Below are 25,519 nucleotides of genomic sequence, written 5' to 3' on the forward strand. Positions count from 1 at the left end.
AAGCATCCACACCCCCACTGTTCGCCGGCCATCTCTGGCATAGTCGACTCTGTGTAGTTTCCGCGAAAGCGGACCACAGGGAGGGTACTTATATGGAGATCGCAGGAGCCTTTGGCGTCCTAATTCTCGTCGGCATCGCTGTCGTCGTCCTTATCGTGGTCGGCCTGATCACACTGCTGCTCGCACGCAGCTGGATCAAGGTGGCGCGCGCAGATGAGGCACTCGTCATCTCGGGCCGCAAGCAGAAAGTGCAACGCGCGATCGTCTCCGCGGATGGCACCAGCAGTTCTGAAATCGTCGACTCGCCCGTTACGGTCATCGTTAACGGCAAGTCGCTCGTCAACCCGATCACGCAGCGCCACGAGATCATCTCGCTGCGCTCGCGCCAGGTTTCATTGAACGCCGAGGCGCAGTCGCTGGACAGCGTGACTCTGAACGTCGATGGCGTCGCGATCGTGAAGATCGGCTCCGACCCGCTGTATGTGCGCCGCGCCGCAGAGCGTTTCGCCTCGCAGGACTCCGCCATCGAGCAGTTCACTACCGAGCAGCTCGAAGGTGCTCTCCGCGGGATCGTCGCGACCCTGTCCGTCGTCGAGCTGATGCGCGATCGCAAGCTGTTCTCCGACCAGATCGCTGCAGACGTCTCACAAGATCTTGCCGAGCAGGGTCTGATCCTCGACTCGTTCCAGATCAAGGGCATCACCGACGCCGTCGGCTACATCCAGTCCCTCGGTGCGCCGGAGATCCAGTCGAAGCGCCAGTCGGCCGAGATCTCGCAGACCAACGCTGATCGTGCGATTAACCAGAAGGTCATCGCCAACCAGGAATCGAACCTGGTCGAGCAGACCGCCCTCGACACGAACACCGCCAACTCGAATGCCGGCATCGGCCGTGCCCGTGCTGAGGCAGAGCAGGCAGAGCACCTCGCGCGCGCCCAGGCCGAGCAGGCAGTTCTCCAGCAGCAGGCAGAGAACCGTCAGGCGCAGCTGGATGCCGACGTCAAGCGTGTCGCGGATGCACAGCGATACGAGGCCGAGACACGAGCGCAGGCCGAGCTGTACACGCGCGAGAAGGCGGCCGAGGCCGGAGCGATCGAGCAGGTCAAGCAGGCAGAGGCACGCACCCGCATCGCCGAACAGCAGGCAGAGGCTGACAAGGCCCGCGCGGCCGGTGAAGCCCACGCCGCCGAAGCGAAGGCAACAGGTGAGGCCAACGCCCTCCGCGCTCTCGCTGAGGCCGAATCCGAGGCTCGTCGCCTGCGCGCCAACGCAGAAGCCGATGCCATCCGCGCTGAGGGTGACGCGCGAGCATCCGCCCTCGAAGCAGAAGCGAAGGCCATCGCTTCGAACCAGGAAGCATTCCTCTCGCAGCGCGTGCTCGACGTCCTGCCGAGCATCATGAGCGAGTTCGCCAAGGGCTACGCCACGATCGGCAGTGTCTCGATCATCGGCGGTTCCGGTGAAGACGGCGCCTCCAGCGTTGTCGGCGCCGACAGCGCTAAAGCGTTGAAGTCGGTGTTCGACAGCGTGAGCGCGGCCACCGGACTCGACCTCGCCGGGATCATCCAGGGCCAGGCCGTCGGACGGGGCATCGGCACCAGCATCGCCCAGGCGCAGGCTCCCGCCGAGGCGCCCAAGCGAGCCAAGGCGAAGGCTCCCGCGTCCGCAGCGACGCCCCCGGCGCCGCCCGCTGCAAGCTGATAACCAACACAGAATGCCCCGCCGCGGATCCTCCAGGATCCATGGCGGGGCATTTTTTGGCCTCAGGGGCCGGCGGGTCACTGTTCGCGGCGGGTCACTGTGCGCGGCGGGTTACTGCGTGCGGCGGCGCAGCGTCAGCGGCGCCAACACGAGGAAACCGACCGCGAACGCCGCCACAATCAGCATCGGACCCCCGACATCCCATCCCTCATCCCCCGCAGCGACCGCCTGGATCGCGTCGATCCCATGGCTGAGCGGCAGCCAGTCAGAGATCGCGTACAGTACGTCGGGCATCTGATCGCGGGGCATGAAGAGCCCACCGAGGATGATCTGTGGGAAGACCAGCAACGGCATGAATTGCACCGCCTGGAACTCGGTCTGCGCAAAAGCGCTGGCCAGTAGTCCGAGGGCCGTGCCGAGCACGGCATCCACTACCGCCACCGCGCCGAGCTGCCAGAGTGGCCCGTCGATCTCCAAGCCGCAGACGTAGACGGCGAAGGCAACGGTGATCACCGCCTGCACAATGGCCATCAGAGCGAACGCGAGGGCGTAGCCGAGAATGAAGTCCGCCTTGCCGAGGGGCGTCGTCATCAACCGTTCGAGAGTTCCAGACCGCCGCTCGCGCAGCGTCGTGATCGAGGTGATGAGAAACATCACTATGAACGGGAACAGCGCCAGGATCGCACCGCCGAACTGATTGAAGACGCCTTCTTGATCCGCGAACAACCACGCGAACAGCCCCACCAGCAGGCTCGGGGCGATGAGCATCAGGGCAATCGAGCGCGGATCGTGGCGCAGCTGACTGAGCACGCGCCCCGCCGTGGCGAAAGTGCAGCGGAAGTTCATCGCTCCCCCTCCTGCTCTCGGCGTGAGCGACGCGTGTCCGGCGGCGGCGCGGCGCTAGCTCGTGCAGCCTCGGTGTCGCGAGCATCCGCTACGTCACGTTCGATCAACGTAAGGAAGGCCGCTTCAGCATCTTTCTCACCCGTGGTCTCGAGCAGGCTGTGCGGAGTCGTGTCGGCGATAATCCGTCCCTCGCGCATGAGCAACAGCCGATCGCAGCGCAGCGCCTCATCCATGACGTGGCTCGACACGAGCATCGTGGTGCCGGCCTCGGCGATGCGACGAAACAACGCCCAGAGCTCAGAGCGCAACACCGGGTCAAGCCCCACCGTCGGCTCGTCAAGGACAACCAGTTCCGGAGAACCCAGCAGTGCCACCGCCAATGACACCCGGTTCAGCTGGCCGCCGCTGAGAGCAGCAACGGGCTGCTGCGCATGCTCATTGAGGCCCACCTCGGCGATCACGCGATCGACATCATCGCGCGGCGCGTCGAGGACGGATGCAAAATACCGCAGATTCTCACGCACGCTGAGGTCGGTGTACACAGCCGCGCCCTGCGTGCCGTAGGAGACCCGGCGACGGAGGCCAGGAGATCCAGCGGCTTCTCCAAGCACAGTCACTGATCCGCCTTGCGTGCGCTGCACGCCGACGATCGTGCGCATCAGAGTCGTCTTGCCACATCCGGACGGTCCGAGAAGCCCGATCACCTCGCCGCGAGGAATGCGCAGCGACAGCCCGTCGAACACGCGCCGGTTCCCCCGACGGACGTGCAGACCGTCAATCACCACGGCATCGCGATCTGCCGCGCGCTCATGAGTCATCATGTCTTGAATTATTGACCTGCTGCGGCCTGCGCGCCATACCAGTTGTTCTGCACAGGCCTGCCTGTTTGTGGAGTTATCCACCATTCGTGAATAGCTTCTGATCTGCGGTTTATCTGGCGGACGAATGTCCGTGGCCTCCTGTGTAATAGAGGTATGACATCCCTTGCAACGGAACTGGAGAACATCGATCGGCAGCTGGCCGACGCGATGACCGGTTCCACCGCGCGTGGTGGCGTGCGACTCGTCAATGACGGTGAACTTCTCGACGTCGTGCAGGCTCTGGGGCGTATTCAGCGCCGACTGGATGGTGCGATCGTTGAATCCACGGATCGGGTGGTCGAGCGGGATCAGTGTGAACGCGACGCCCGGTTGACGACACAGCTCGGATGCCGGGATGCCGCAGAACTGCTGCGACGCACACTGCTTATTGATGGCCCTGCGGCCCGCCGGTACGTGGCGGCGGTGCCGGCGGTGCACCGCGATCTGGACATCACCTCCGGTGGGTTGCTACCGGCGCCTTTCCCGGAACTGGCTGCGGGGGCGATGTCGTTGAGCGGGTTCCTGGCGTGTACGACACCGCTGCTGAAGGCCAGACGCCTAGGGACCGCGGACCGGTTGGCTGCGGATGCCGTGCTCGCACGCTTCGCGACCGGACGGCCGCTGGACGGCGATGACGATGACCTCTCGCTTGATGACGACGCTGATGACGACGCGTCCGGGGCCCGCGAGACGGCACCGCTGCCGACGACGGATGAGCTCGCCGGGCTGACCGCGCACATCATCGACCGCCTCGACCCGGACGGTGCGGAGCCGAAAGACCGGGCGGGCAAGCGCCGCCGGTACTTCACGATCGGGCGCCTCCGCGATGGATCCGTTCCCGTGCGCGGTGAGCTCCTTCCGGAAGTCGCCGCCCAGTTGGAGAAGCTGATCGACAGCCTGATGAACCCGAAAGTCGACGACGAGGCCCGTACCGGGAGCGGAGTGCGATTCCGACCCTCCGACGACGTCGCCGACAATGATGGTGCCGGCAGTGGTGGCGACAATGACAGTGACGATGACGGTGACGGTTTCGAGGCCAAGTACAGTACGGCGGCTGATGTCGCGTCCGCGGCCGAGGGTGACACGCTCACCGTCCGTGCCGACGGCCTCCCGCCCCACAAGGCCGCGTCGCCCCCACCGGACGCCGCGGACCTGCGCACGCATGCGCAGAAACGGCACGACGCGTTCGCGAGCATCATCATGGTCGCAGCAGCATCCGACGGCATGCCCACCCTCGGCGGCGCCGCACCGACCCTCGTCGTCTCCGTCAGCGCCGAAGACTACGCCCACCGCACCGGGCGCGCGACGGTCGAGGGCGCCGGATACGACGTGCCCCTCGGTGCCGCCGACCACGCCGCATGCGCGGGCGGTGTGGAGCGTGTGCTGTTCGACGAGAACGGTGCGATCGTGGGCATCAGCACCACTGCGCGGATCTTCAACGCCCGCCAACGCCGCGCGATCGTGCTCCGCGACCGCAAATGCCTCATCCCCGGATGTAACATCCGTGCGGAATGGTGTGAAATCCATCATGTGACCGAGCATTCCCGTGGCGGACCCACCCACACCAGCAACGGGGTACCGCTGTGTTGGCATCACCACCGCACCCTCGACGAACACATCTGGCTCATCCGAATGCGCGACGGGACACCCGAAATCCGCGGACCCAACTGGTGGGACCCCTACGCCCGATGGCGAGCACCACACCTGAACTACACCGCAGTCGACGAAGCCATCGACGGCGAGAGGGAACGAGCCCGCACCGCCTGGTGATGCGCAGCGTTGGGAGCAGAGCAAGCGCGATCCCTGAGTAGACGCGACAACCCTGGCCTGCGAGCACACTCCCTCCGAACGCGAGAGACTGGAAGGGTGACCAACGCGCCGTTCGACCTGTCGAGGATCGGTCGCGGGCTCGCGTTCGCGTCCGCGGTTGATGACCTCGGCGCCATACTCGACCGGAGCGCATCCGTCGTCGTCAGCTCACCACCGGGAACGGGCAAGACCACGCTCGTCCCGCCGATCGTCGCCGATCGCGTTGAGGGCCGCGTGATCGTCACTCAACCACGTCGGGTCGCCGCCCGCGCCGCCGCCCGACGACTCGCGCAGTTAGACGGATCCCCCCTCGGCTCCCGCGTCGGATTCACCGTACGCGGCGAGCGCCACGTCGAACCCTCCACCGTGATCGAATTCGTCACCGCCGGTGTGCTGCTGCGCCGCCTGCTCGATGATCCAGGGCTCGACGGGATCGGCGCCGTCATCATCGATGAGGTGCACGAGCGCGCACTGGAGACGGACCTGTTGATCGGGCTGCTCGGCGAGGTCCGCGAGCTGCGCGAAGATCTCGTCCTCGTCGCGATGTCTGCGACGCTCGACGCCGAGCGGTTCGCGACAGTCCTCGGCACAGACGCATCCCCTGCCCCGGTCGTGACGCAGACGGTTCCCGCGTATCCGCTCGATGTGCGCTGGGCGCCGAGTCCCACGCCTCGGTTGGACGAGCGCGGAGTCACCTGGGCATTCCTCGACCACGTCGCGAGCGCGGCGGTTTCCGCGCACCGCGATCTGGTGCGCGCCGATCCGACCGCCGATGCCCTCGTCTTCGCGCCGGGTGCGCGCGAGGTATCCGAGATCGCCCGGCGCATCCGCAGTCTCGCCTCGGAGTTCGACGTTCGCGAACTGCATGGCCAGATCCCTGCCGCTGAGCAGGATGCCGTGATCAGCGGGCGGAATCCGGGCCAGCCTGCGCGGATCATCGTGACCACCTCGCTCGCCGAGTCCTCGCTGACTGTCCCCGGCGTGCGCCTCGTCGTCGACACCTGCCTGTCTCGTGCTCCGCAACGCGATGCGGCACGGGGCATGAGCGGACTCGTCACCGGCCCGACCTCCCGGGCTTCTGCCATTCAGCGCGCCGGACGCGCCACCCGACAAGGCCCCGGCGTCGTGGTCCGTTGCGTCGACGAGCGGACGTTCGCTGCAGCCCCGGCACGACCTGCCCCCGAGATCATCACGACGGATCTCACCGACGCCGCTCTGCTTCTCGCCTGCTGGGGCGCGCCAGGCGGTATGGGTCTTCGACTGGTCGATCCGCTCCCCACCGACAGCCTGGGCGATGCCCTCGCCGTGTTGCACGGACTCGGCGCAATCGATGCCGATGGCCGAGCCACCACCGAAGGCAGACAGCTCGCCAAGGTCCCGACCGATCCTCGCCTTGCCCGCGCACTTCGCGACGGCAGCGGGCTGGTTGGTGCGCGCACCGCAGCCGAGGTCGTCGCCCTGATCGGCGGCGAACTTCGTGTCGCGGACGGAGATGTCGCGACCACGCTCATCGCGCTGCGACACGGACGAAGCCCTGACACCCGCCGCTGGGAGCAGGAAGTCCGACGCCTCGAACGCTTCACCTCCACTTCCAGCAAAACCAGCAAGACCAGCACGACCAGCACGACAGGTACAGAGCGCAGAGGCACCGATCAGGTTGGACTCGTCATTGCACTCGCATTCCCCGAGCGGATCGCCCGCCGCGTCGATCACTCGGCGCACGGCGCTACCTTCCTCCTCGCCTCCGGAACCCGTGCCGGGATCACAGGTCCGCTCGCGGGCGCCGAGTGGCTGGCGGTGGCTGATGTCACCCGCGCGCAGGGGCGAGCAACGGCCGGCACTGGCGCGATCATCCGCTCCGCCGCCGTCATCTCGGAAAGCCAGGCAGAGCAGGCAGCCACCCATCTGATCACTGACCGGATCGAAGCGCAGTTCGTGAATGGTCGCGTCCAGGCACGTCGCGAGCGTCGGCTCGGCGCGATCGTCCGCTCGTCCGTCCCGGTGCGCGTTCAGGCAGGCGAAGGCGGCCGAAATGCCGCACGCCGCGCCGTCGAAGAACAGGGCCTCGGGGTGTTCACGTGGTCGGAGGCCGCGGATGGCCTGCGGCGGCGACTCGCCCTGCTGCACCGCGAGCTCGGGTCGCCCTGGCCGGATGTCTCGGATGCCGCACTCCTCGGCGCCCTCGATTCCTGGCTCGGCCCTGAACTCTCGAACCTCGCCACCGGCACACCGGCCGCACGCATCGATCTGACCTCGGCGCTTCGGCGCGTGCTTCCCTGGCCGGCCGCGGTGGATTTCGACGCGCTAACTCCTGAACGCCTCGAGGTACCCAGCGGATCACGCGTCCGTCTCACCTACCCGCCTATCGATGACCCGACTGCGCGTCCCGTCGTAGCCGTGAAACTGCAGGAGTGCTTCGGATGGGCGGAGACTCCGCGCCTCGTAGGCGGGCGAGTGCCAGTGCTGTTCCATCTGCTCTCCCCCGGCGGGCATCCGCTCGCCGTGACCGATGACCTCGCATCGTTCTGGGCCGGTCCGTATTCGCAGGTGCGCGCAGAGATGCGCGGACGATATCCGAAGCATCCATGGCCTGAGGACCCCTGGTCCACGGCTCCCACCCGGCACACCACGCGTCGCGCCGCGGGGAAGTAACCGAGCCACCACAGGCGCTCAGCACTCGATGACGTTGACCGCGAGGCCGCCCTCACTGGTCTCCTTGTACTTCGTGGACATGTCGAGTCCGGTCTGCCGCATCGTCTCTACGACGGCGTCCAACGAGACGTAGTGATGCCCGTCGCCGCGCAAGGCGAGGCGCGAAGCGGTCACCGCAGTGGATGCTGCAATCGCGTTCCGTTCGATGCACGGAATCTGCACGAGTCCGCCGATCGGGTCGCAGGTGAGGCCGAGGTGGTGCTCCATTGCGATCTCGGCGGCATTCTCAATCTGCCGGTTGGTGCCGCCCATCACCGCGGTGAGCCCGGCGGCCGCCATCGCACATGCGGATCCGACCTCCGCCTGGCATCCGCCCTCCGCTCCAGAAATCGACGCGTTCGCTTTGAACAACGATCCGAGAGCGGTCGCGGTGAGCAAAAAGCGGCGGATGCCACGGCGACGGTTCGCCTCGGCAACCACCTCGCCATCGGCATCCGACACGGCCGTCACCTCCCCACCGAACCCGAGCAGCGCACTGCCGACGAGCTCGCCGTACGGCGTGACGGCATTGCCCGCCCCGAGTCCTGAGTCAGCGAGGAACCGCCACCAGTACATCGCGACCGCCGGAAGGATGCCCGCAGCACCGTTCGTCGGCGCGGTGACGACTCGTCCACCGGCAGCGTTTTCCTCATTGACGGCGAGCGCGAAGGCGCCAAGCCACTCGCCAGGAATCTCCCGCGCACCATCGGCTTCCGCAGATTCCAACTGCTCGCGTATCGCGCCGGCACGACGCTTGACCTTGAGGAAGCCCGGCAGCACACCGTCGGCGTGCAGACCAGCATCCACGCAGGATGCCATCGCATCCCAGATCGCGTCGAGGCCGGCGGCGACCTCCTCTTCAGACCGCAGCGCCATCTCGTTGTGCCGCGCGATGTCGGCGATTGAGAGGCCATTCTCGTCACACAGATCGAGCAGCGACGCGGCGTCGGGGTAAGCGAAGGGGAACCCGCTCGCGGCGATCTGAGCATCCTCGCCCTCTCGCCGGATGAATCCACCACCGACCGAGTAGTACGTCTCCTCTGCACGCGCAGCATCGTCGGCAGAAAGCGCCGTGAGAGTCATCGCGTTCGGATGCCCCGGCAACCGCGTGCGCGGCGCGAACTGGATGTCGTCTTTAGCGAACGCGACCTCGTGCACACCGTCAACGAGAAGTCCCATTCCCTCGGGGAAGTTCGTCCAGGCGGCACGCACTTCGGCGGGTTCACACGTCTCCGGGGCAAGTCCGCGCAGACCTGCCACGACAGCATCCGGTGTGCCGTGTCCGATTCCGGTCGCCCCGAGCGAGCCGTACAGTGTGCAGGTCACCCGCGCGACATCGGCAAGTGCGCCGCTGGCGCTCAGTCGCTGGGCGAAGTCGAGCGCCGCTCGCATCGGCCCGACCGTATGGGAGCTCGAAGGCCCCACTCCGATGGAGAAGAAGTCGAATGCCGAGACGTACGCTGTCACGACTCCAGGCTACGCCGGGAGGCGTGTTCGTGCGCCGTTCTGGGCCAGACTGGTGGCGTGACCATCGACGCACCGCGTTATCGCCATGTCGCGGACCGTCTCGCACAGCGGATCGCCGACGGAGAGTTCCCTGTTGGGTCCATGCTGCCGGGCGAACAAGCTCTGGCCGCCGAAGTTGGCGTCGCGCGAGGTACCGTGCGCAGCGCCCTGGCTCTGCTCGCCCGGCGCGGCACCGTCTCCTCACGAGCCGGCGCCGGGTGGATCGTACAATCGTCTGCGCACACACAGGGTCTCGCCGCGTTCGGTTCCTTCGCCCAATGGGCAAAGAATCACGGTCTCACCCCGGGCGGACAGGTCGTCCAGGAGCAGGAATCGCACGCGACCGCAGATGAGGCACGGATGCTGCGGATCGCGCAGGGGTCCCTCGTGCTGCGATTCACCCGACTGCGCAGTCTCGACGGGCACGTGGTGATGATCGAGCGGCCCGTGTATCCAGCGTGGATCGCTACCGCACTACGCGGGCTGCCCGTCGACACGCCCTCCCATGCGGCAGTGCTCGAGGCGGCCGGCCACGGCGAGGTATTCGGTTCGCACCGGATCGATGCTGTCGCCGCCTCGAGTGAGGATGCACGTCTGCTCGGCGTGCGGCGGTCGAGCCCACTGCTACGCGTGCGGCGACAGGCCTTCGCGCGTGACGGGCGCCCGCTTGACCTCACCGAAGATCGCTATCTGCCCGATGCCGTGTCATTCGAGGCCTCGTCAACCTCAGATGCCCAACCCGGAGGATGGACCCGCACCCTCTCCTGACGTTGACGTTGACGCTGACGCTGACGACGGCAACTGGACAGCTGTGCACAGCCGTCCCTGCCATTTCGGCGGATACCGGCCGGTTTCGCACCCCGTTGGCGAGGTGTTCATCGAACGTTCGAAGACGGTGTCGAGACTCGAGGCAACGCCACCCCGGCGCCCGCCGAAAGGATCACGATGCCTCCCCTCAACCGCTCCCGCCCGCATCTGCGGCGCGCGATCGTCGTTGCCACGACGATCGGCCTCATCGCCGTTCCCGCCGTTCCCGCCGCTGCAGTCGACAGTTTCGGCCTCACCGTCCCGTCCGCTGTCGACATTCCGGCCGGATCGACCCTGACGATCACCGGCGACCCCGAGCAGCCTGCGCCGGGTGACTCGAACGCCGCCGTCGAGATCGACCCGATCGTCACGAACAATGACACTGACGAGGTCATCGCACGCGAAGCCTTCGGCACCAACGGGGCCGACCAGTGGACCGTGAGCTTCGACGAGTCCATGACCGACCAGGGCGCCGACGAGTACCGCGGCTGGCAGTTCACCACCCGCGACGAATGGACCGCCGACGTCGACGAGATGCGCAAACGCTTCGGCCGTGCGCTCGACACGATCGTCGTGGCCGACGCGCAGCAGTTCGGGGACCTGCCGTTCGACACCACTCTCACCGGCGCTCCCGTCTCCGTCGAGGCCTTGGGTGCAGTACGCCTCACCTTCGACAGCCACTATCGAGGCGCTGCGGGACAGTCCGGCACGGTCGAGGTGAGCTTCGACGGCGGTGAATCGACCGAGATCCTGCGGCTCGATTCTGCGTCCGTCGCTGACGGCTACGACGCGCGCCAGCTGAACTACGCGCAGGATGTCACGGTGGAAGTTCCTGCTGGAGCCGAGAACGCCGTCTTCACCTGGAACCTGTCCGGCGGCGCCGACGCTCGATACTGGGCGATCGACTCTGTCACCGTGCACGAGGCGCTTGCCGCTCCGACCGGCGACCCCACCAGCGCCTGGGTGATGAGTGACATCCAGGGCCACCCGCAGGATCTGCAGCACGCTCTCGGCGACTACGCCGAGCTCCTGCCGGGTGCAGACGCCATGCTGATGGTCGGCGACATCGTGAACACCGGTTCAGACGCGGAATGGGATGAGATCTATGACGTGATGGATGCCACGGCCGACATCCGCCCGCGTCAGACCATCGCGTCGATGGGCAACCACGAGCGCTATGCCGCCGGCGGTTTCGGCGCGAACAGCAACCGGTTCCTCACGTTCGCTGAGCGCGACCGTGTGTGGGACGAGTACGTGATCGAAGGACCGTCGGGCGATCTGCCCGTGATCGTCCTCGGCCAGGAGTTCGCAAGCCCCACGGACGTTGCCATGAGCAATGCACAGGTGGAGTTCCTCGAGGAGCGTCTCGCTCACTGGACCGCGCTCGACAAGCAGGTCGCCGTGATGACGCACTTCCCTCTCGGCGACACGGTGTCAGCGTCGTGGATCCCCTGGTACCACGGTCACCATCAAATGAACGACCGGCTCACCAGCATCCTGGGCAACTACCCGAACGCGATCGTGTTCTCCGGGCACACGCACTACCCCGCCGAGCTCGGCGACTGGGCAGTGCAGCGCCGTACCGCGGATGGGCACGCCGACGGGTTCTGGGCAGTGAACACCATCGCGATGCACGTGGAATGGGATGCACGTGGAGAGAACACCGCCGGCATCGACGAGATCGTGACGCGCGACATCAACCAGGGGCTGACGCTCGAAGCCTATGGCGACCGAGTTGTGGTGAAGGCCTATGACTTCGCAAGCGACACCTGGCTGCGCGAGGCTGTGATCCCCAACCCGCTCGTCGCGAGCACGACCGTGGAAGGAATCGTGGCTGGTGCTCCGAAGATCGTCTCCACGCACCACCTCGGCATCAAGCCGGGTGCGAAGCTCACGGTCGAAGAGGGCGACTGGACCGATGGCACTGAGTTCGCTTACCAGTGGATGGCCGACGGCGAGCCGATCGACGGCGCTACGACCGATCGGTTCCACCTGGTCGGCAAGTGGAAGGGCCAGGACATCACTGTCCAGGTGACCGGCACCGTTCAGGGCCTCGCTCCGGCGACCATCGAATCCGAGCCGATCCGCATCGACTGACATTCCACAGTGCCCCGCCCTTCCCGAGGGCGGGGCACTGCCGTACCACCACAGGAGATCCAATGCTTCACCCCCGAACACACACCCGTCGTCCGCCTGCCGCGGTCCTGTGGGACATGGACGGCACCATTGTCGATACCGAAGGCCACTGGATCACCGCGGCCGAGCGGATGCTGGCGAAGGACGACGTGGTCGCGCCGCGGTCAGCGCTCGACGAGCTGATCGGACTCGCTCTGCCCGATGGTGCGCGTGTGATCCAAGAACTCGGAGCATCGGGTTCACCCGAGTCGATCGTCGCGCGCTGGCTCGATCTGGCGTTGGAGTGCACCCGCGCCGAGGGAATCGATTGGCGCCCGGGCGCGCGGAGCCTCTTGAGCGAAATCAAGGCCGCTCGCGTGCCGCTGGCTCTGGTGACGATGTCCTACCGGCGATACGCCGAGGAGATCCTCACTACCCTCCCCTCCGGGACATTCGACAGGATCGTCACTGGCGACGATGTTTCACGGGGCAAACCGTTCCCCGACGCCTATCTTCGCGCTGCCGAACTGCTGGGCGTCGATCCGTTGGACTGTATCGCGATCGAAGATTCTCCGGTCGGCCTTGCCTCTGCGCGTGCAGCAGGTGTGGCAACGGTCGGCGTGCCACATCACTTGCCGCTCGCCGACGACAGCGCCGATGTGCTCTGGCCGACGCTGAGCGGGCGCGGCCTGCAGGATCTCCATCTGCCCCTGCGCCCTGCAACTGCCCGGTACTAGCCTTCGGCACAGTCAGTCGGGTTTGGCTTGCTCCACGGGTGAGTGATGAACCAGAGGGTGATTTCACGACACAGTCGAGCAGTCTCGCCGACGCGCAACATCGAGCGCCCTATGGTCAGCAGGCGAGAGCGTTCCTCCCCCTTAAGCCCTGCTCGCCTGCCGTGTGACTGTGGGCGACAGGCTGCGCTCTCGTTTACTGTGTCGGCGAGCGATTTCCCTCCCCAGGTGCTCGCCGGCACAGGAATGTCGCGCCAATCCGTCAGAAAGCCAAAGATGAGAGAGACTCACGTGTCCCCAGTCGCGTCAGAACCGATCGAGAAGAGAGTGCGACAAGTCACGCGCGAACAGGTGCCCCCAACTGTCGGCAGCACCATCGTCGCGGTGCTTCTCGACATCTCTGCCATCGCATTCGTTTCGACAATGCTGTGGCTCGGGGCAGGTACAACTGTGCTGACCGGTGAACCAATCGTCATGATCATCGCGTTCGCTGGCGGAACGGTTCTCGCTTCATTGTCGGATCTGCGGTTGCCCCACACTCGGACGCGCAGCGCTGTGACCATCGCACTCATCTACGTGTTCCTGCTGTTCGCCGCCTTCGCACTAAGGCTCACGATCATCGAGACGTACTTCTTCTCATGGATCATCGTTTTCGGTGGTGCGTTCATCGCCGCGCGAGTGGCTGTCTCGCTAGTGGTCGACATGTTTCACGGCCGCGCAAACGATGCCCTCATCTGGCGCCTCGTCGCCATTTCCGCCGGCGTCGCCGCCATCCTGCTTCTCGACAATGTCTGGGCCGGCAGCACTCTGCTAATCGACCTCGTGGTGTACGTGATCCTGCTTTCACTCGCCGCCGCGCTCATCGGAGTCGGCATCCGCAGCCTTCGTAAGTCGTCGCAAGAAGGGTGACCCCGGGGTGACCCTCATCTCCCTTCACGCAGTACGCGCCCGCGTGCGTACACGCTCGCCATAGGGTCGCGCTATCACTGCTTGAATATCGTGGGAGATCGTCCGAATGAAGAAGATCGCAGTCGTTTACGGGACTCGACCAGAGGCGATCAAGGTCGCTCCCGTCATCCACGAGCTGAAGAGACGCACCGACCTCGAGACGATCGTGGTTTCGACGGGACAACATCGTGAGATGTTGCAGAGCGTCGAGAGCATCTTCGATGTGAAGCCAGATGTACGCCTCAGCGTGATGAAGCCGAGACAGCAGCTCACGGCGCTGTTCGGACGTGTCTCAAGAGCCATGGATGATTTCCTCATCGATGAGCGCCCGGACATCCTGTTGGTCCACGGCGACACGACCACCGCAGCAGCTTCCGCCCTTGCGGCGTACCATCGCGAGACGCCCGTCGCCCATCTCGAGGCGGGACTGCGTTCGGGCGAGTTCTGGCGCCCGTTCCCCGAGGAGGGCAACCGCAAGCTCATCACCCGCATGGCGCAGGTGCATCTGGCCCCGACGCCGCGGGCGCAACAGAATCTGATCGATGAGGCCGTTCCCGCGAATGAGATCACGGTCACCGGCAATACCGTCATCGACGCTCTGCATTGGGCCGCTGTGCGATCTGACGCAGCGGCCTGGCCTGCCGAGCTCGCACATCTTGACGACTTGCCCGCAACTGATCGTGTCTTGCTGGTGACTCTGCATCGTAGAGAGAACCAAGCCTCGGCGATCGGGGCGATCAGCGAGGCGCTCGCGCAGTTCGCGCGGGCCAACACCGACATCCGCATCGTCTTCCCGATGCACCGCAATCCGGTCGTCCGCGACGCTGTCCGCAATGCACTTGCGAATCTATCGAATGTTGACCTCATCGATCCTGTCGACTATCTGATCATGGTGAAACTGTTGAAGCGCTCCTGGGTCATCGTCACCGACTCCGGCGGCATACAAGAGGAAGCGCCCGCCTTCGGCGTCCCCGTACTCGTGGCACGCGACAGCACCGAGCGACCCGAAGCGATTGACGCAGGCGTTGCACGGCTCGTCGGCGGTGACGGGACCGCTCTACTCATACAGCTGCACGCGCTGAACGATGACCCCGCTGCGTGGAGCGCGATGGCACACGCTGTGAGTCCCTTCGGCGATGGTCTGGCCAGCGGGCGCGTGGTGACCGCGATCCGCGAGCACCTCGGCATCGCGGCACCGCTGATGGATCTTCACTCGTCGCTGCAGCCGCGGTGATCATGAGGGTGACTTCTGGGAATCGGCTTCCCCCGGCGCGCACTTCTTGCCACGCAGAGATACCTTCAACTGACGGATGAGCGGGTGTTCCCCAGTCGGGAATCCGTCGTAATGCGCGGTCTGCCCCACGGATCGTGATCGTGTGCTCTAAGTAGCCGCACTCCTGCCTTGTGCGGGTGGATCCCCATCCACCCCCACAAGGCAGGAACTGGCTACAGCAGCCCTTCTTCGGTCGCCGCGCGGAGCGCTTCCTCGCGCGAATGCACCCCGAACTTGCGATAGATGTGACGCAACTGCGTCTTGACCGTATTCTTCGACACATGCAACGCCACCGCAATTTCGTCTGCGCCGTTCAGCTCGTTCAGCGCATTCAGCACAGCGATCTCACGCTTGGTGAGTTCGACCCGCTCTAACGGCACCGGAAGCGGTGGACGGATGTGTGGAGCCGCCACGACGGCGCCCCCGCTCATCCCCTCTGGCAAGTCGTCGTATGGCTCTTGCAACGCCCCTCGCAGGCAGAAGAAGCGCATATCTCGCTGCAACGAATCGGCGTAAGACGTGTCGCCCAGTCGTCGGGCGCAGGCAACGCTGATGGCAAGAGCACGCGCATGGTTGCGCGACGTGGCTCCATCGGCAACCCGCACCGACTCCGCAATCTTCAGGCCTGCCTCAGCCTGATCCTGTGCGAAGCGGCTCTTCGCGAGAGCAAGGCGGATGACGTGCCAGCGCGCGTATGGGGTGCGTTGCACCTCCTCGAGCATGGCCTGCGCTTGGGTGAAGAGGTCGTCCGCCAGGTAGTGCTCAATGCGAAACGCCATGGCTTCAGCGTGTACCCACGGGCTTCCACTCCCCTTTTCTATTCCTCGCAATGCGTCGAAGACACGCTCAGGTTGGCCGCGCAGATAGGCATGTCTTGCTTCGAGAAAGGCATGCAGGTTTTCCAGGCCGGGATCTCTGAGATCACGACGAGACAGTGCGTCAAGCTCATTGCGTAGGGCTGCTTCGTCGCCAGTCTCAAGAGCGATGAGAGCCATTGCGCTCACGTGCTCAGCTGCGCGGAGATCGCTGACGCTTCCGCTTTCCATCTCGATCGGGCGCAACAGCGCCTTCGCCTCTGCAATTTCACCGCGAATAGCGGCGGCGAGCGCCACAGATCCAAGCACCCAGGTCGCGTCGTTGCTACGTAACGCCGTTGCCAGCCGACGATGTCTCTCGGTTGAGCGATACTCAGGCTCACCGAGGAACGCCAGAGCAAGCTCTATCTGAGCGGCCAGAAAGCTACGCAGCGCACCCACCTGCGCGAGCGCTGATTTCGGGGTCAAGGCTGCGGTTGCGGTTGCTGTGCGCACGCTCTTTGCTAGTCCACTCCAGTCTCCAAGAGCCCGCAATGCGACCAGTTCGATGGTCGCCCTCCACAGCTTGATCTCAGACTGCGCGTCCGCAGGCTTACGTTCTGACGAGGTCAGCGCGTCATCGTCATGCTCTCCGACCCGCGTCGAATCTGTCACACCGCTAGCCAGGAGCTCTTCGCGCGCGCTGTCGAGCATCCGACCATGTGCACTCAGGGCGACTGCAACGCCCAGGAAAGGATCTGGAAGAGCTTCCCGATACGACACCCCTTCGAGCTCGTGCGTGAAGAGATCCGTGAACGCGATCTCTCCCCGCGCAACGGCGTACCGCATCGCCTGTGAGGCACTGTTCCAGCGGCGCCCGAGGAGAGCAACCCGCCCCGCATCGGCATAATTACGCGTCTTCATCAGCCGCGCCACCATGGCCGTTGCGGCTGTGCTCACCGCGCTGTCATTAGCGCCTAGGGCGCGAAGCGCACCTTGTCGGAGTGAATCGCTGAGAATAAAAACCGGCGCGTCGGTCACCGCGAGACCCATTCACCGAGGCCGAGCCGGTGCACACGGTCGATGAGTGAGCGCAGCGCGTCTGATTCTGCTGAGTGTTGTGGTGCATCGCGGAAAACGCTGTCTGAAAGCGCTGCCCTCGCAAGCAGCGGGAGTGCGCCGTCACCGAGAAGGATGGACAGCACGGACTCAAAGCTGCGAGTGACGAGCTGGTCGATGAATGCCACGGAGGTTTCACCGGCACCCTCCGCGTAGAGATCGAGAAAACCAGTAGCAACGAGTGGCCATCCGCCGGCGGCGTGGGCCACATACTCGGCGCGCTGCGTATCCAGGTGAATACCGCGAACGCGCGCGATCTCGCGCAGGTCTTGTGCGTTCATGCGGAAGTCGTTGAGGTGGATGCTTCGCGTGACCAGAGCCTGAGAATGCGCTCGCCTGATGAACGGATGCCGTTCACGTGAGCAAACCAGGATCTGTACGTTGTCATCGCCCTGCACGCGTGTGAGAAGCTCCTGCATCACCGCGTCCGTGAGGCTGCAGTCATCGAGAACGTACAACACCGCTGCATGATCTGAGGCTGGGCAGATCCGCACGTTCCCATCGGTCTCGATGAGGATCACCTCAGCACCCGAACGCCGTCGCTCCGCGGCGTAGGTCAGCGCGGCAGCCGTCTTCCCCCACCCAGCTCCACCACGGAGCTCAATGATTGACGAGCCTCGATATTGCGTCAGCTTCTGTGCGATCCCTTCACGACGCACGAGTCCTCGCAGATCGACGTGACGATCCAAACTGAAGGTCGCCCGCTCTGCAGGCACACCAATTACCCCCATGATTCCCTCTCCCCTTTTTTGACCGCCACTCCCCTGGCAGATTACTGAAATACGAGCAGGCTCCGACCGGAGATAACGGCTCCCTTACCGTGGCACCTTCGACTTCACCCGCAAGATCACCCCTTGCGATTCAGCGAGTAAGTGGTGCGCCCGCCGGATCTCCTATGGGACGACACCCTTAGCGTAGACCCTAAAGGAGAATTCCTCTAGACTGATCGTGGGGAAGAAACTGGGAGTACTTAATGAAGTTCGAAGACGTGCTTCTCGCACTGGTGGCCAGGCACTCCGCCTCGGGTTACGACCTGGGCCAATGGCTCGCGCGGGACGGCTTCTTCGTCCGCGCAAACGCTGACCAATCCCAGATCTACAAGGCTCTGGCGCGGCTGACCGCACAGGGCGATGTCAGTTTCGTGGTCGAGAAACGCGCGGGCGCACCCGATGCGAAGGTGTATTCACCGACACCCTCCGGAATCGCACGAATTCGCACGCTCGCTGCATCTGAATACACGCCGCCGACGCGCTGGCAGGAACCAGACTTCACGGTCAGATACGGCCTCTTCGGCCCAATCTGCCCTAAGAGCATCCCCGCGCTCATCGAGACCGAGATCGCGTTTCGCCGCGCTCAGATCGCCCGGTTCCGCAACCGCTCACGCAACCTCATCCTCGATGAGGAAGCTGCCGGCATGACCCTCGATGTCGCCACGATGCTCTTCGAAGACATGCACACGCTCAACAGCGCATCATTGGACATGTGGCTCGAGCAGCTCGAAGTACTCCGGACGAAGTGGCAGACGCGACGCACGCCGGCTGAAGAGCCATAACACCAGCCGAGATTAGCGCTCTGTCGCAATCTGAGGCCCGCTATGTGAAAGCGTCGATGCGGCAACGGAGCACGCGGGCGATTCGGGGGTGATCTTTGCACCGAATCCACAATTGCTCGACTCTGCATGCACGCTGCCCCGCTTAGCATGTGCCACATGCCGGCCCCTTCACTCACCTCGGACCTCGTCCCGCCTCTTGCAGCGACGCGTCCATCTGAGCAGCGCGCCGCGCAAACGATTGTGGCCCCGCAGATGACGGCTTTGCCCATGCCAGACGTCGCGCGAAGCTCCGATGAGGAGCAGATGAGGTTTGCACGATCCCTCATTGATCCTCGTACGGTCGCACGCCAGCTCGTCGCGCTTTTCGGTGCACGCCTTGTGGGGCAGTTGGCCGGCTATCAGGATCCGCGCATCTCTTACCGCTGGGTTCGTCCCACCGGTACGACACCCGCCGCCGAGGCCCTGCGTCGGCTCTACTCGGCACATCGCATCTGGAGCGAGGTGCGTGAGACACGAACTCAAGAGCAGACAAGCGCGTGGTTTCTCGCGCCGCACCCGCTCCTCGATGACGGGCAGCCGCTGCAGTTCATGCTTGACAACCGGTTCGCGCAAGTATCAAGCGCCGCTGCGTGGAGTCCTCGGCTTGCACAGCGCCCCGACGTGGCATCCGGGCGTCAGCCCATCACCACCGCGCTCTGGCATGAGCCCTCACTCGTTCCGATTCTGGAAGTTGCTCGGGTGATCACCGACCGATTTGGTGCGCTGACGGCAGCGATTGTTGCCGGCGAGCAGAATCCCAAGATCGCGTACCGGTGGGTGAAGAACGAAGGAAAACTGCCGACCGGTGAACCGGCCCGCAGACTCTATTCGCTGTACCGGACGCTGATCGCTCTGCACTCCTTTCTGCCGCGAGCGACGGCCGATGTTTGGTTCCTGGCAGCGAACCCGTCACTCGATGAGCGTTCCCCTCTCGAGGCTGCTCGAGCCGGAGATCTTCACGACGTCGCTGACGCGGCGAACCATCTGCTCACCGCGCTGCACCGGGCTCGGGGCAACGATCGCTCCGGTCTGAATGTCGCGCGGTAGGCTCCCCGCTCTCTGAGCAGACCACAGAAACGGAACGCCGAAAACCCTCTGCCGGGAGGCGTCGACTACGGGTTCTTTCTAGGACTCTAGGAGCCCCAGAATCCGCTCATACGCGTTGCTAGCGTTCGAAACATGAAGTTACAGAATCGAAGCGTTCCGACAAATCGGCGACGCAGAAGAACAAGCATCGGTGCCACTTCACTGCTACTAGGTGGCGCTCTGCTGCTCACGAGCTGTGCGGGCGAAGGCAACCAGCCAATGGCAGCGACAACGACGGATGGCCAGTACGCCATTCCCGTCTTCTATGAGCCCCCGACGCCCTTGCCAAGCGGAGAGAACGGCGATTTGATCAGATCAGAAGAGGTCCCCGCCCCCGATGGAGCGCGCGCCTGGCGCATTCTTTACCTCTCAGAACTCGGCGACGGTACCCCGGTCGCCGTTTCCGGGTTCGTGGTCGCACCCGACGACGACGCTCCCGACGACGATCGCAAGGTGATCGCCTGGGCGCACGGCACTGAGGGCGGCGGCCGCAACTGCGCGCCGTCACTGGCCGCAGAAGTCGCGACTGATCTCGTTGACTACTTCACCTACGACAGCCCCCTGCAGCAGGATTCAGGCGTGCCCTCCTTGGCACAGATGCTCAGCGCCGGTTATGTCGTGGTGGCCACCGACTACCAGGGCCTTGGCACCCCCGGGGTTCAGCAGTACACCGTGATGGATTCCGAGGCGAACAATGTATGGGATTCGGTGAAGGCGGCCCAGCAGATCGAAGAGACCCACGCCGGCAATGACATGGCCGTGCTCGGCTGGTCGCAGGGTGGCGGGGCCGCGGTATGGATGGCGGAGAACACCGAATACGGTGCGCCGCTGAAGTTGGTAGGGGCTGCAGGGCTCGCACCGGCGGCCGACAACGGCCCGCAGTTCGCACAGCAGGTCGAACCCGGTCCGGCGAATGCGACGTCTTCAGCGCACTCAGTCGCACTCCAACTCAATGTGGTTCACGGGTTCCTCGCGGCCTACCCGGAGTTGGAAGCTTCGGGAATGGTGACCGCAGAGGGAGAGAAGGCCCTCGTCGGTGCTGCCAAGCAGTGCGTCAACCATCTCGCGTACGTGATCAATTCGAACGTGCCCGACCCGTACCCCACGCTCATGCAGCCGACCACACCAGCTGATTGGCAGAAGCGGCTCGACGAGAACACGGCAGGTTACACCGCACCGAGCGTGCCGGTTCTGGTCATGCAGGGAACCGCCGACACTGTCGTGAATCCGAACGCGACGACTCAGTACGTCGAACGCGTCTGCGCGTTCGGTGAGCCCGTGCAATACACGCGCTATTCCGACGCGACTCACCAGACGATACCGAAGGATGCCTCGAGCGAATACATGTCGTGGTTCGCTGACCGCTTCGAGGGAGTCGACGCACCGACCACATGTGCGCCGGCAGGCAGCCCTCAGACGGTGCCGGATCCAATCCCGGTACCGTAGCCGATATTCGGCGCATCTAGCGTCGAAAAGAGCCGGAGACGAGCATCAGCTCTTCTCCGGCTCTTTTGCGCTCCCGCTGGGAGCAGGTTCAGCCCGCGCTCACTCCATCGAACCCAGAGCCGGCACCTCAGGGTTGCGCATCTTCGCCGTGCGAAGAGCGAGCAACCCACCGATGATGGCGACGATTGCGACGATGGACAACGCAATCGAGTTCATCCCGGTAGCCGCGCCAGTGATTGCGAGCGTGCCCACAGTGCCACCGGCTGATGGCGGGAACGGGTTATACATGGAACTCCCTCACTGCGTTGCGGACGATCAATTACTGACCGGCGCGCTTGTTCTTACGGCTGATGGCGAATACTGAGCCAGCACCGAGTGCGGCAATGCCGATTCCGCCTGCGATAGCCGGGATCATGATCGGGCTGTCATTGATGGGCGCCGCGGTGACAACCACGTTGTCGAATCCGACGGCACCGACACCTAGGCTCCCGAGGGTGATCAGAGTGCTCGTGCTCGTGGCGGTAAATGTGAACGTGCGGGTTGAGTAGAGCGGATCCGTAACAGCTTGGAAGGTATCTGCCCTCACGCCGTCAATCTCAACAAAACTCGTGTTGCCCCCACCCCAACCGATACCAGTCGGTGTCAGGCTCGTTGCTCGTGATAGATACGTCATCGTGTAGGTCCTGTCTACCTCAGTCGATATCGACTGAGAGATCGACCCATGAACGGCAAGCCAGCCACCGTGAGTGTAAGGCGCTGCAACTGTTGCTCCGACCCCTTCCATATCCCATGACCACACCTGGACCGCAGGAGTGTTTGGGTCGTCCCCGTGAACATCCCAGGCACCCATTGCATCTCCGGGGTAGAACTCGCCGTTGTTTAGGCTAAAGATAGACCCGGGTTCGAAGTAGCCATTCGTTACAATGGCTCCGTCTGTCACGGGCGCCTCCGCCATCGCTGACGATGCACCACCGAGAACGAAAAGCAATGCGCTCGCTGCGACAGCTGAAGCTGTCAAAGTTTTTTTAATCACTATGTGTCTCCCCCTTGAATCTGTGACAACTCAGTTCGAAATGGCAGAACAGAGATGTCTTGAGATTTCAGGCTATTCGCAGTTCGCGTGCCACCAAAGGCCCGAGAGAACGCATTGCACACCTCGTCCCGAAACGGTGGTTTTTGGTGATTCAAGAGGTATTTCGTGCAAATACAACAAGCCCGACGCGAGGCAAATTCCACCACGTCGGGCCTGCTGTATTCATGGATCGAATTACTGACCGGCGCGCTTGTTCTTGCGACTGATGGCGAATGCTGAACCAGCACCGAGTGCGGCAATTCCGATTCCGCCTGCGATAGCCGGGATCATGATCGGGCTGTCATTGATAGGGGCCTCGGTGACCGAGACGTTGTCGAGACCAACTGCCCTGAGCTGAGGGATGTCAAAGGTCAGCACAGTGCTTGTGCCTGTGGCTTTGAAAACGAACGACTGCGCGGAAATGAGTACTGAATCGTCCACCGGTGTCGCAAAACTGTACGCGGGAGCTCCGTCGATCAAGACTTGACCAGGGTTACTCCGATCCCACCCCTCCGCCACACCAGGGTTCCAGCCGGCGCGGCGAGTATCGAAGGTCACACTGTAAACCGTGTCGGGCACGGTCGCGATCGTTTGAGAAATGCCTCCGGTGAGAACAGACCAGGGGCCGCTTACATAGGGGGCGCCGTACGCCCTTTCCGGCTCACCCATGGCCGGGTAATAGACCCTCATCGTCTTGAAGGGGCCTTCATCGGTCATCTTCTGACCCGTCATCTCCCAGGCACCGAAGTCCTCTCCGAGCCAGAATTCCCCGCCGTTCGCGTCAAAGCCGGGGGCGTCGAAGCCACCGTTCTCGACGAGGTTGTCTGCGGCCATCGCTGACGATGTACCACCGAGAACGAATAGGAATGCGCTGGCGGCAACAGCTGCAGCTGTCAAACTCTTTTTAATCACTGTGTCTCCCATTGAATCTGTGACAACTCAGTTCGAAATGGCAGAACAGAGATGTCTTGAGATTTCAGGCTATTCGCAGTTCGCGTGCCTCCAAAGACGTGGGAAAACACGTTGCACACCTTGTCCCGGATCGGTGGTTTCTCGGTCAATGGTCGAGAGCGACCGGTCCGCGCACGTCAACCTCGGCATTGCGACGAGTCTTTGCCCATCCGCTTCGGCCGAGAATGATCCGGAAGAATGCACGCCAGGTTGTCAGATAGAAGCCGTATACGTAAATGAAATAGGCCAGCCCCCAGCCAAGTCCAACAATCGGATGGCGCTCGGGAGTAAACCGATTTCGATAGATGATTCCCCAGATTGCAAATATGCCAACGCCGAAGAATGTGTAGAAGAGGAGAAGGACTCCGATCCAGCCATTGAGCACGTGCCCTATAAGGCCATCGACCGTCACGAGAGCGTAGATGAACCAGGCGACGGGAATGGTATAGATGAGAGTGCCCAGTAGCGTGATCCACGGTTGCAACAGGTAGTACCCCACCTCGAGCGCTCCGAGGTTGCTGACGTGGCGTGAGCTCCACAGCTTCGGAAGATACTTGATGCACTGCATGACGCCCTGCCCCCATCGGGTGCGCTGCACGATGAATCGCTCCGTGGAGTGGAGACCCTCCTGCGCGACATGCGTAGTCGCCGTGTACGCGTTGCGCCAGCCGAGGAGAAGAATATGCAATCCCAGCTCAAAATCTTCGAGGAGTGAGCCGTGCCACGGGCGACCGAAATGCGCCTGCAAGTTGTCAAGAGCAGTGAGCCTTGCGAACTGGCCATTGCCGCCCAATCCGACGGTGTTGCTCGTGCGACGGGATTGCTGAACGGCAGCAATCACAGTCCGAAACTCGATGTCTTGCATGCGTACGAGTTGCTTACCGACGAAACGCTGGACTCGGTTGCCCGGAGGGGTATCGTCGCAGTTCTTCATCCGGACTTCGATCTGCACTCCCCCCACATCCGCTTTACCGAAAAGTCGGGGAGAGCTGACCACATCAAGGCAGTTCGCAGCGGGCGCGCCATCGGCGTCAACCACGCAGACGATGGCACGGGCGCGGTCGTACGTCGGATCGAGCGAGAGGAATTCATTCAGCTGGTCGTAGGCCGCGTTCAGCGCATCGCCTTTGCCCGTGCGAGCCTCGGGAAGATATCGCTGCACAAGGTGGACGTATGAGTTCGTGCGAGAGAACTCTGCTGCGATCTGTGCGGTGCGATCATCGGAGGCGTCGTCGATGATCCAGACGTGAGCGCCGGAGAACGTGCTGGTGAGATACTCGAGCGTCGTCGCGATAACTGTTTCCTCATCGCGACAGGGGACGAAGAAATGCCAGTCGAAACTGCTCGCGTCTCCCAATTCGTCTGGCGTGCTGCGCAAGAAGGGGACGACCAGAACGATGATGTACCCGAAGAACGAGACGCTCAGGAGAACGCTGAGCGCTTGCGCGACGCCGACTACAGTCTGGATCTCCATCAGTTCGCCGGATGCGTGCTGAGGTCTGACTGGAACGACTCGCGCCGACGACCCCGTTGCTTGCGACGTGCTGCGAGCATCACGATGAACACACCAAGAGCCAACGCGACTCCCAGCCCGACGACCAGCGAACCACCGACCGTGTGTGACCACTGGTATCCGTCAGCGACGCCCCACTTCGCTGTGGCCCAGGCGATCAGCACGAGCCGTCCCTGGTTTGCGAGCACCAGAACCGTGGCTGCTAGTCCGGTTGCGGCGAGCATTCGCCCCAGGCCGAAACGACCACTCGCCAAGATCAGACCGGCGAGGATGAGCAGCGGTCCGACGAGAAATGCGGAAGTACACTCTGCTGTCACGCGAAGGCCGTGCATCGCTGGCGTAGCGGAAGCCCAGAAGAACGCGTGCGCATCGGCAGCGACGTAGGTCTCACCTGGAGTCACCGACTGCGAGAGGGCACCTGCGAGAACGGTCTCTCCTTGCCTCAGCAGGTCGTGACTCATCATCAACGCCACTCCGCCCGCAGCAAGCCCTACGCCGAGGAGTGCACGTATTGCTCGCATCGCCTGCCGAGAAGCTGTTTTCATATTCGTTGCCATGTTCTCGTAGCTCCTGATCTCGTCGCGGTCACTGGTCGCGTACCTTGCGGCTCTCCGACGCGTAGAAGCAGGCAGGCTCTCTTTACGAGGCTACGTCGCCG

21 protein-coding genes are annotated in these 25,519 nt (G+C 63.8%); 11 read left to right on the plus strand and 10 right to left on the minus strand.

The window, feature by feature from the left end; translation table 11 throughout:
* Positions 1-92 precede the first annotated feature (92 nt).
* Entirely contained in the window at positions 93-1,700 is a 1,608-nt protein-coding gene (locus ACSU04_RS07640) for an SPFH domain-containing protein (RefSeq protein WP_439288963.1), read from the plus strand.
* Between the two features lie 111 nt (positions 1,701-1,811).
* Here ACSU04_RS07640 and ACSU04_RS07645 read toward each other — a convergent pair whose 3' ends face one another.
* Positions 1,812-2,546: an ABC transporter permease gene (locus ACSU04_RS07645; protein ID WP_439281530.1), complete on the minus strand. Its 735-nt coding sequence runs from the start codon at positions 2,544-2,546 to the stop codon at positions 1,812-1,814.
* Entirely contained in the window at positions 2,543-3,364 is an 822-nt protein-coding gene (locus ACSU04_RS07650) for an ABC transporter ATP-binding protein (RefSeq protein WP_439289438.1), read from the minus strand. Before ACSU04_RS07650 ends, ACSU04_RS07645 begins: the two co-directional genes overlap by 4 nt.
* Positions 3,365-3,520: 156 nt before the next feature.
* Between ACSU04_RS07650 and ACSU04_RS07655 the strand changes: the two genes are divergently transcribed.
* Positions 3,521-5,176, plus strand: a complete 1,656-nt coding sequence (locus tag ACSU04_RS07655) for a DUF222 domain-containing protein (RefSeq protein ID WP_439288964.1) — start codon at positions 3,521-3,523, stop codon at positions 5,174-5,176.
* Positions 5,177-5,272: 96 nt separating this feature from the next.
* On the plus strand, positions 5,273-7,867 hold the full coding sequence (gene hrpB / locus ACSU04_RS07660; RefSeq protein ID WP_439288965.1) for an ATP-dependent helicase HrpB: 2,595 nt from the start codon (positions 5,273-5,275) through the stop codon (positions 7,865-7,867).
* Positions 7,868-7,885: 18 nt separating this feature from the next.
* Here hrpB and ACSU04_RS07665 read toward each other — a convergent pair whose 3' ends face one another.
* On the minus strand, positions 7,886-9,373 hold the full coding sequence (locus ACSU04_RS07665; protein ID WP_439288966.1) for an L-serine ammonia-lyase, iron-sulfur-dependent, subunit alpha: 1,488 nt from the start codon (positions 9,371-9,373) through the stop codon (positions 7,886-7,888).
* Between the two features lie 57 nt (positions 9,374-9,430).
* On the opposite strand from ACSU04_RS07665, the gene ACSU04_RS07670 reads away from it, so the two are divergent.
* The 5 genes from ACSU04_RS07670 to wecB all read left to right on the plus strand — a co-directional run bounded on the left by ACSU04_RS07670 (position 9,431) and on the right by wecB (position 15,250).
* Complete coding sequence (locus ACSU04_RS07670) at positions 9,431-10,180, plus strand: GntR family transcriptional regulator (RefSeq protein ID WP_439288967.1); 750 nt, start codon at positions 9,431-9,433, stop codon at positions 10,178-10,180.
* Positions 10,181-10,357: 177 nt separating this feature from the next.
* On the plus strand, positions 10,358-12,316 hold the full coding sequence (locus ACSU04_RS07675) for a DUF4073 domain-containing protein (protein WP_439288968.1): 1,959 nt from the start codon (positions 10,358-10,360) through the stop codon (positions 12,314-12,316).
* 62 nt (positions 12,317-12,378) lie between these two features.
* Positions 12,379-13,071 (plus strand): HAD family hydrolase, encoded by a 693-nt coding sequence (locus ACSU04_RS07680; protein WP_439288969.1) that lies wholly within the window; start codon positions 12,379-12,381, stop codon positions 13,069-13,071.
* 324 nt (positions 13,072-13,395) lie between these two features.
* Entirely contained in the window at positions 13,396-13,977 is a 582-nt protein-coding gene (locus tag ACSU04_RS07685) for a hypothetical protein (protein ID WP_439288970.1), read from the plus strand.
* Positions 13,978-14,083: 106 nt separating this feature from the next.
* Complete coding sequence (gene wecB, locus ACSU04_RS07690; protein WP_439288971.1) at positions 14,084-15,250, plus strand: non-hydrolyzing UDP-N-acetylglucosamine 2-epimerase; 1,167 nt, start codon at positions 14,084-14,086, stop codon at positions 15,248-15,250.
* 212 nt (positions 15,251-15,462) lie between these two features.
* Here wecB and ACSU04_RS07695 read toward each other — a convergent pair whose 3' ends face one another.
* Complete coding sequence (locus tag ACSU04_RS07695) at positions 15,463-17,043, minus strand: response regulator transcription factor (protein WP_439288972.1); 1,581 nt, start codon at positions 17,041-17,043, stop codon at positions 15,463-15,465.
* 77 nt (positions 17,044-17,120) lie between these two features.
* Positions 17,121-17,933, minus strand: coding sequence for a hypothetical protein (locus ACSU04_RS07700; protein WP_439288973.1), 813 nt, complete (start codon positions 17,931-17,933; stop codon positions 17,121-17,123).
* Between the two features lie 242 nt (positions 17,934-18,175).
* On the opposite strand from ACSU04_RS07700, the gene ACSU04_RS07705 reads away from it, so the two are divergent.
* The 3 genes from ACSU04_RS07705 to ACSU04_RS07715 all read left to right on the plus strand — a co-directional run bounded on the left by ACSU04_RS07705 (position 18,176) and on the right by ACSU04_RS07715 (position 21,325).
* Positions 18,176-18,754 (plus strand): PadR family transcriptional regulator, encoded by a 579-nt coding sequence (locus ACSU04_RS07705; protein ID WP_439288974.1) that lies wholly within the window; start codon positions 18,176-18,178, stop codon positions 18,752-18,754.
* A gap of 303 nt (positions 18,755-19,057) precedes the next feature.
* Complete coding sequence (locus ACSU04_RS07710) at positions 19,058-19,840, plus strand: hypothetical protein (protein ID WP_439288975.1); 783 nt, start codon at positions 19,058-19,060, stop codon at positions 19,838-19,840.
* Positions 19,841-20,098: 258 nt separating this feature from the next.
* Positions 20,099-21,325 carry a lipase family protein gene (locus tag ACSU04_RS07715; RefSeq protein WP_439288976.1) on the plus strand — a complete coding sequence of 409 codons (1,227 nt, stop codon included), beginning with the start codon at positions 20,099-20,101 and terminating at the stop codon, positions 21,323-21,325.
* A 99-nt stretch (positions 21,326-21,424) separates the two neighbouring features.
* Here ACSU04_RS07715 and ACSU04_RS07720 read toward each other — a convergent pair whose 3' ends face one another.
* From ACSU04_RS07720 to ACSU04_RS07740, 5 genes are all read right to left on the minus strand, one after another.
* Positions 21,425-21,613: a hypothetical protein gene (locus ACSU04_RS07720; RefSeq protein ID WP_439288977.1), complete on the minus strand. Its 189-nt coding sequence runs from the start codon at positions 21,611-21,613 to the stop codon at positions 21,425-21,427.
* Between the two features lie 31 nt (positions 21,614-21,644).
* The gene (locus ACSU04_RS07725) at positions 21,645-21,998 is read right to left on the minus strand and encodes a hypothetical protein (RefSeq protein WP_439288978.1); all 354 of its coding nucleotides are present in this window, start codon (positions 21,996-21,998) and stop codon (positions 21,645-21,647) included.
* Positions 21,999-22,592: 594 nt separating this feature from the next.
* Complete coding sequence (locus ACSU04_RS07730) at positions 22,593-23,309, minus strand: hypothetical protein (protein ID WP_439288979.1); 717 nt, start codon at positions 23,307-23,309, stop codon at positions 22,593-22,595.
* A gap of 145 nt (positions 23,310-23,454) precedes the next feature.
* The gene (locus ACSU04_RS07735; protein WP_439288980.1) at positions 23,455-24,822 is read right to left on the minus strand and encodes a glycosyltransferase family 2 protein; all 1,368 of its coding nucleotides are present in this window, start codon (positions 24,820-24,822) and stop codon (positions 23,455-23,457) included.
* Positions 24,822-25,406 carry a hypothetical protein gene (locus tag ACSU04_RS07740; protein WP_439288981.1) on the minus strand — a complete coding sequence of 195 codons (585 nt, stop codon included), beginning with the start codon at positions 25,404-25,406 and terminating at the stop codon, positions 24,822-24,824. The genes ACSU04_RS07735 and ACSU04_RS07740 overlap by 1 nt, the downstream gene beginning before the upstream one ends.
* Between the last annotated feature and the right edge of the window lie 113 nt (positions 25,407-25,519).

Source organism: Microbacterium sp. A84 (genome assembly GCF_051842815.1).
Classification (GTDB): domain Bacteria; phylum Actinomycetota; class Actinomycetes; order Actinomycetales; family Microbacteriaceae; genus Microbacterium.

What these genes read in the sequence shown, in the direction of transcription:
- ACSU04_RS07735 (WP_439288980.1), bottom strand. Translation starts at nt 24,822, where the DNA reads ATGGAGATCCAGACTGTAGTCGGCGTCGCGCAAGCGCTCAGCGTTCTC.
- ACSU04_RS07680 (WP_439288969.1), top strand. Translation starts at nt 12,379, where the DNA reads ATGCTTCACCCCCGAACACACACCCGTCGTCCGCCTGCCGCGGTCCTG.
- ACSU04_RS07640 (WP_439288963.1), top strand. Translation starts at nt 93, where the DNA reads ATGGAGATCGCAGGAGCCTTTGGCGTCCTAATTCTCGTCGGCATCGCT.
- ACSU04_RS07675 (WP_439288968.1), top strand. Translation starts at nt 10,358, where the DNA reads ATGCCTCCCCTCAACCGCTCCCGCCCGCATCTGCGGCGCGCGATCGTC.
- ACSU04_RS07650 (WP_439289438.1), bottom strand. Translation starts at nt 3,364, where the DNA reads ATGACTCATGAGCGCGCGGCAGATCGCGATGCCGTGGTGATTGACGGT.
- ACSU04_RS07705 (WP_439288974.1), top strand. Translation starts at nt 18,176, where the DNA reads ATGAAGTTCGAAGACGTGCTTCTCGCACTGGTGGCCAGGCACTCCGCC.
- wecB (WP_439288971.1), top strand. Translation starts at nt 14,084, where the DNA reads ATGAAGAAGATCGCAGTCGTTTACGGGACTCGACCAGAGGCGATCAAG.
- ACSU04_RS07740 (WP_439288981.1), bottom strand. Translation starts at nt 25,406, where the DNA reads ATGAAAACAGCTTCTCGGCAGGCGATGCGAGCAATACGTGCACTCCTC.
- ACSU04_RS07720 (WP_439288977.1), bottom strand. Translation starts at nt 21,613, where the DNA reads ATGTATAACCCGTTCCCGCCATCAGCCGGTGGCACTGTGGGCACGCTC.
- ACSU04_RS07715 (WP_439288976.1), top strand. Translation starts at nt 20,099, where the DNA reads ATGGCAGCGACAACGACGGATGGCCAGTACGCCATTCCCGTCTTCTAT.
- ACSU04_RS07710 (WP_439288975.1), top strand. Translation starts at nt 19,058, where the DNA reads ATGAGGTTTGCACGATCCCTCATTGATCCTCGTACGGTCGCACGCCAG.
- ACSU04_RS07645 (WP_439281530.1), bottom strand. Translation starts at nt 2,546, where the DNA reads ATGAACTTCCGCTGCACTTTCGCCACGGCGGGGCGCGTGCTCAGTCAG.
- ACSU04_RS07655 (WP_439288964.1), top strand. Translation starts at nt 3,521, where the DNA reads ATGACATCCCTTGCAACGGAACTGGAGAACATCGATCGGCAGCTGGCC.
- ACSU04_RS07725 (WP_439288978.1), bottom strand. Translation starts at nt 21,998, where the DNA reads ATGACGTATCTATCACGAGCAACGAGCCTGACACCGACTGGTATCGGT.
- ACSU04_RS07700 (WP_439288973.1), bottom strand. Translation starts at nt 17,933, where the DNA reads ATGGGGGTAATTGGTGTGCCTGCAGAGCGGGCGACCTTCAGTTTGGAT.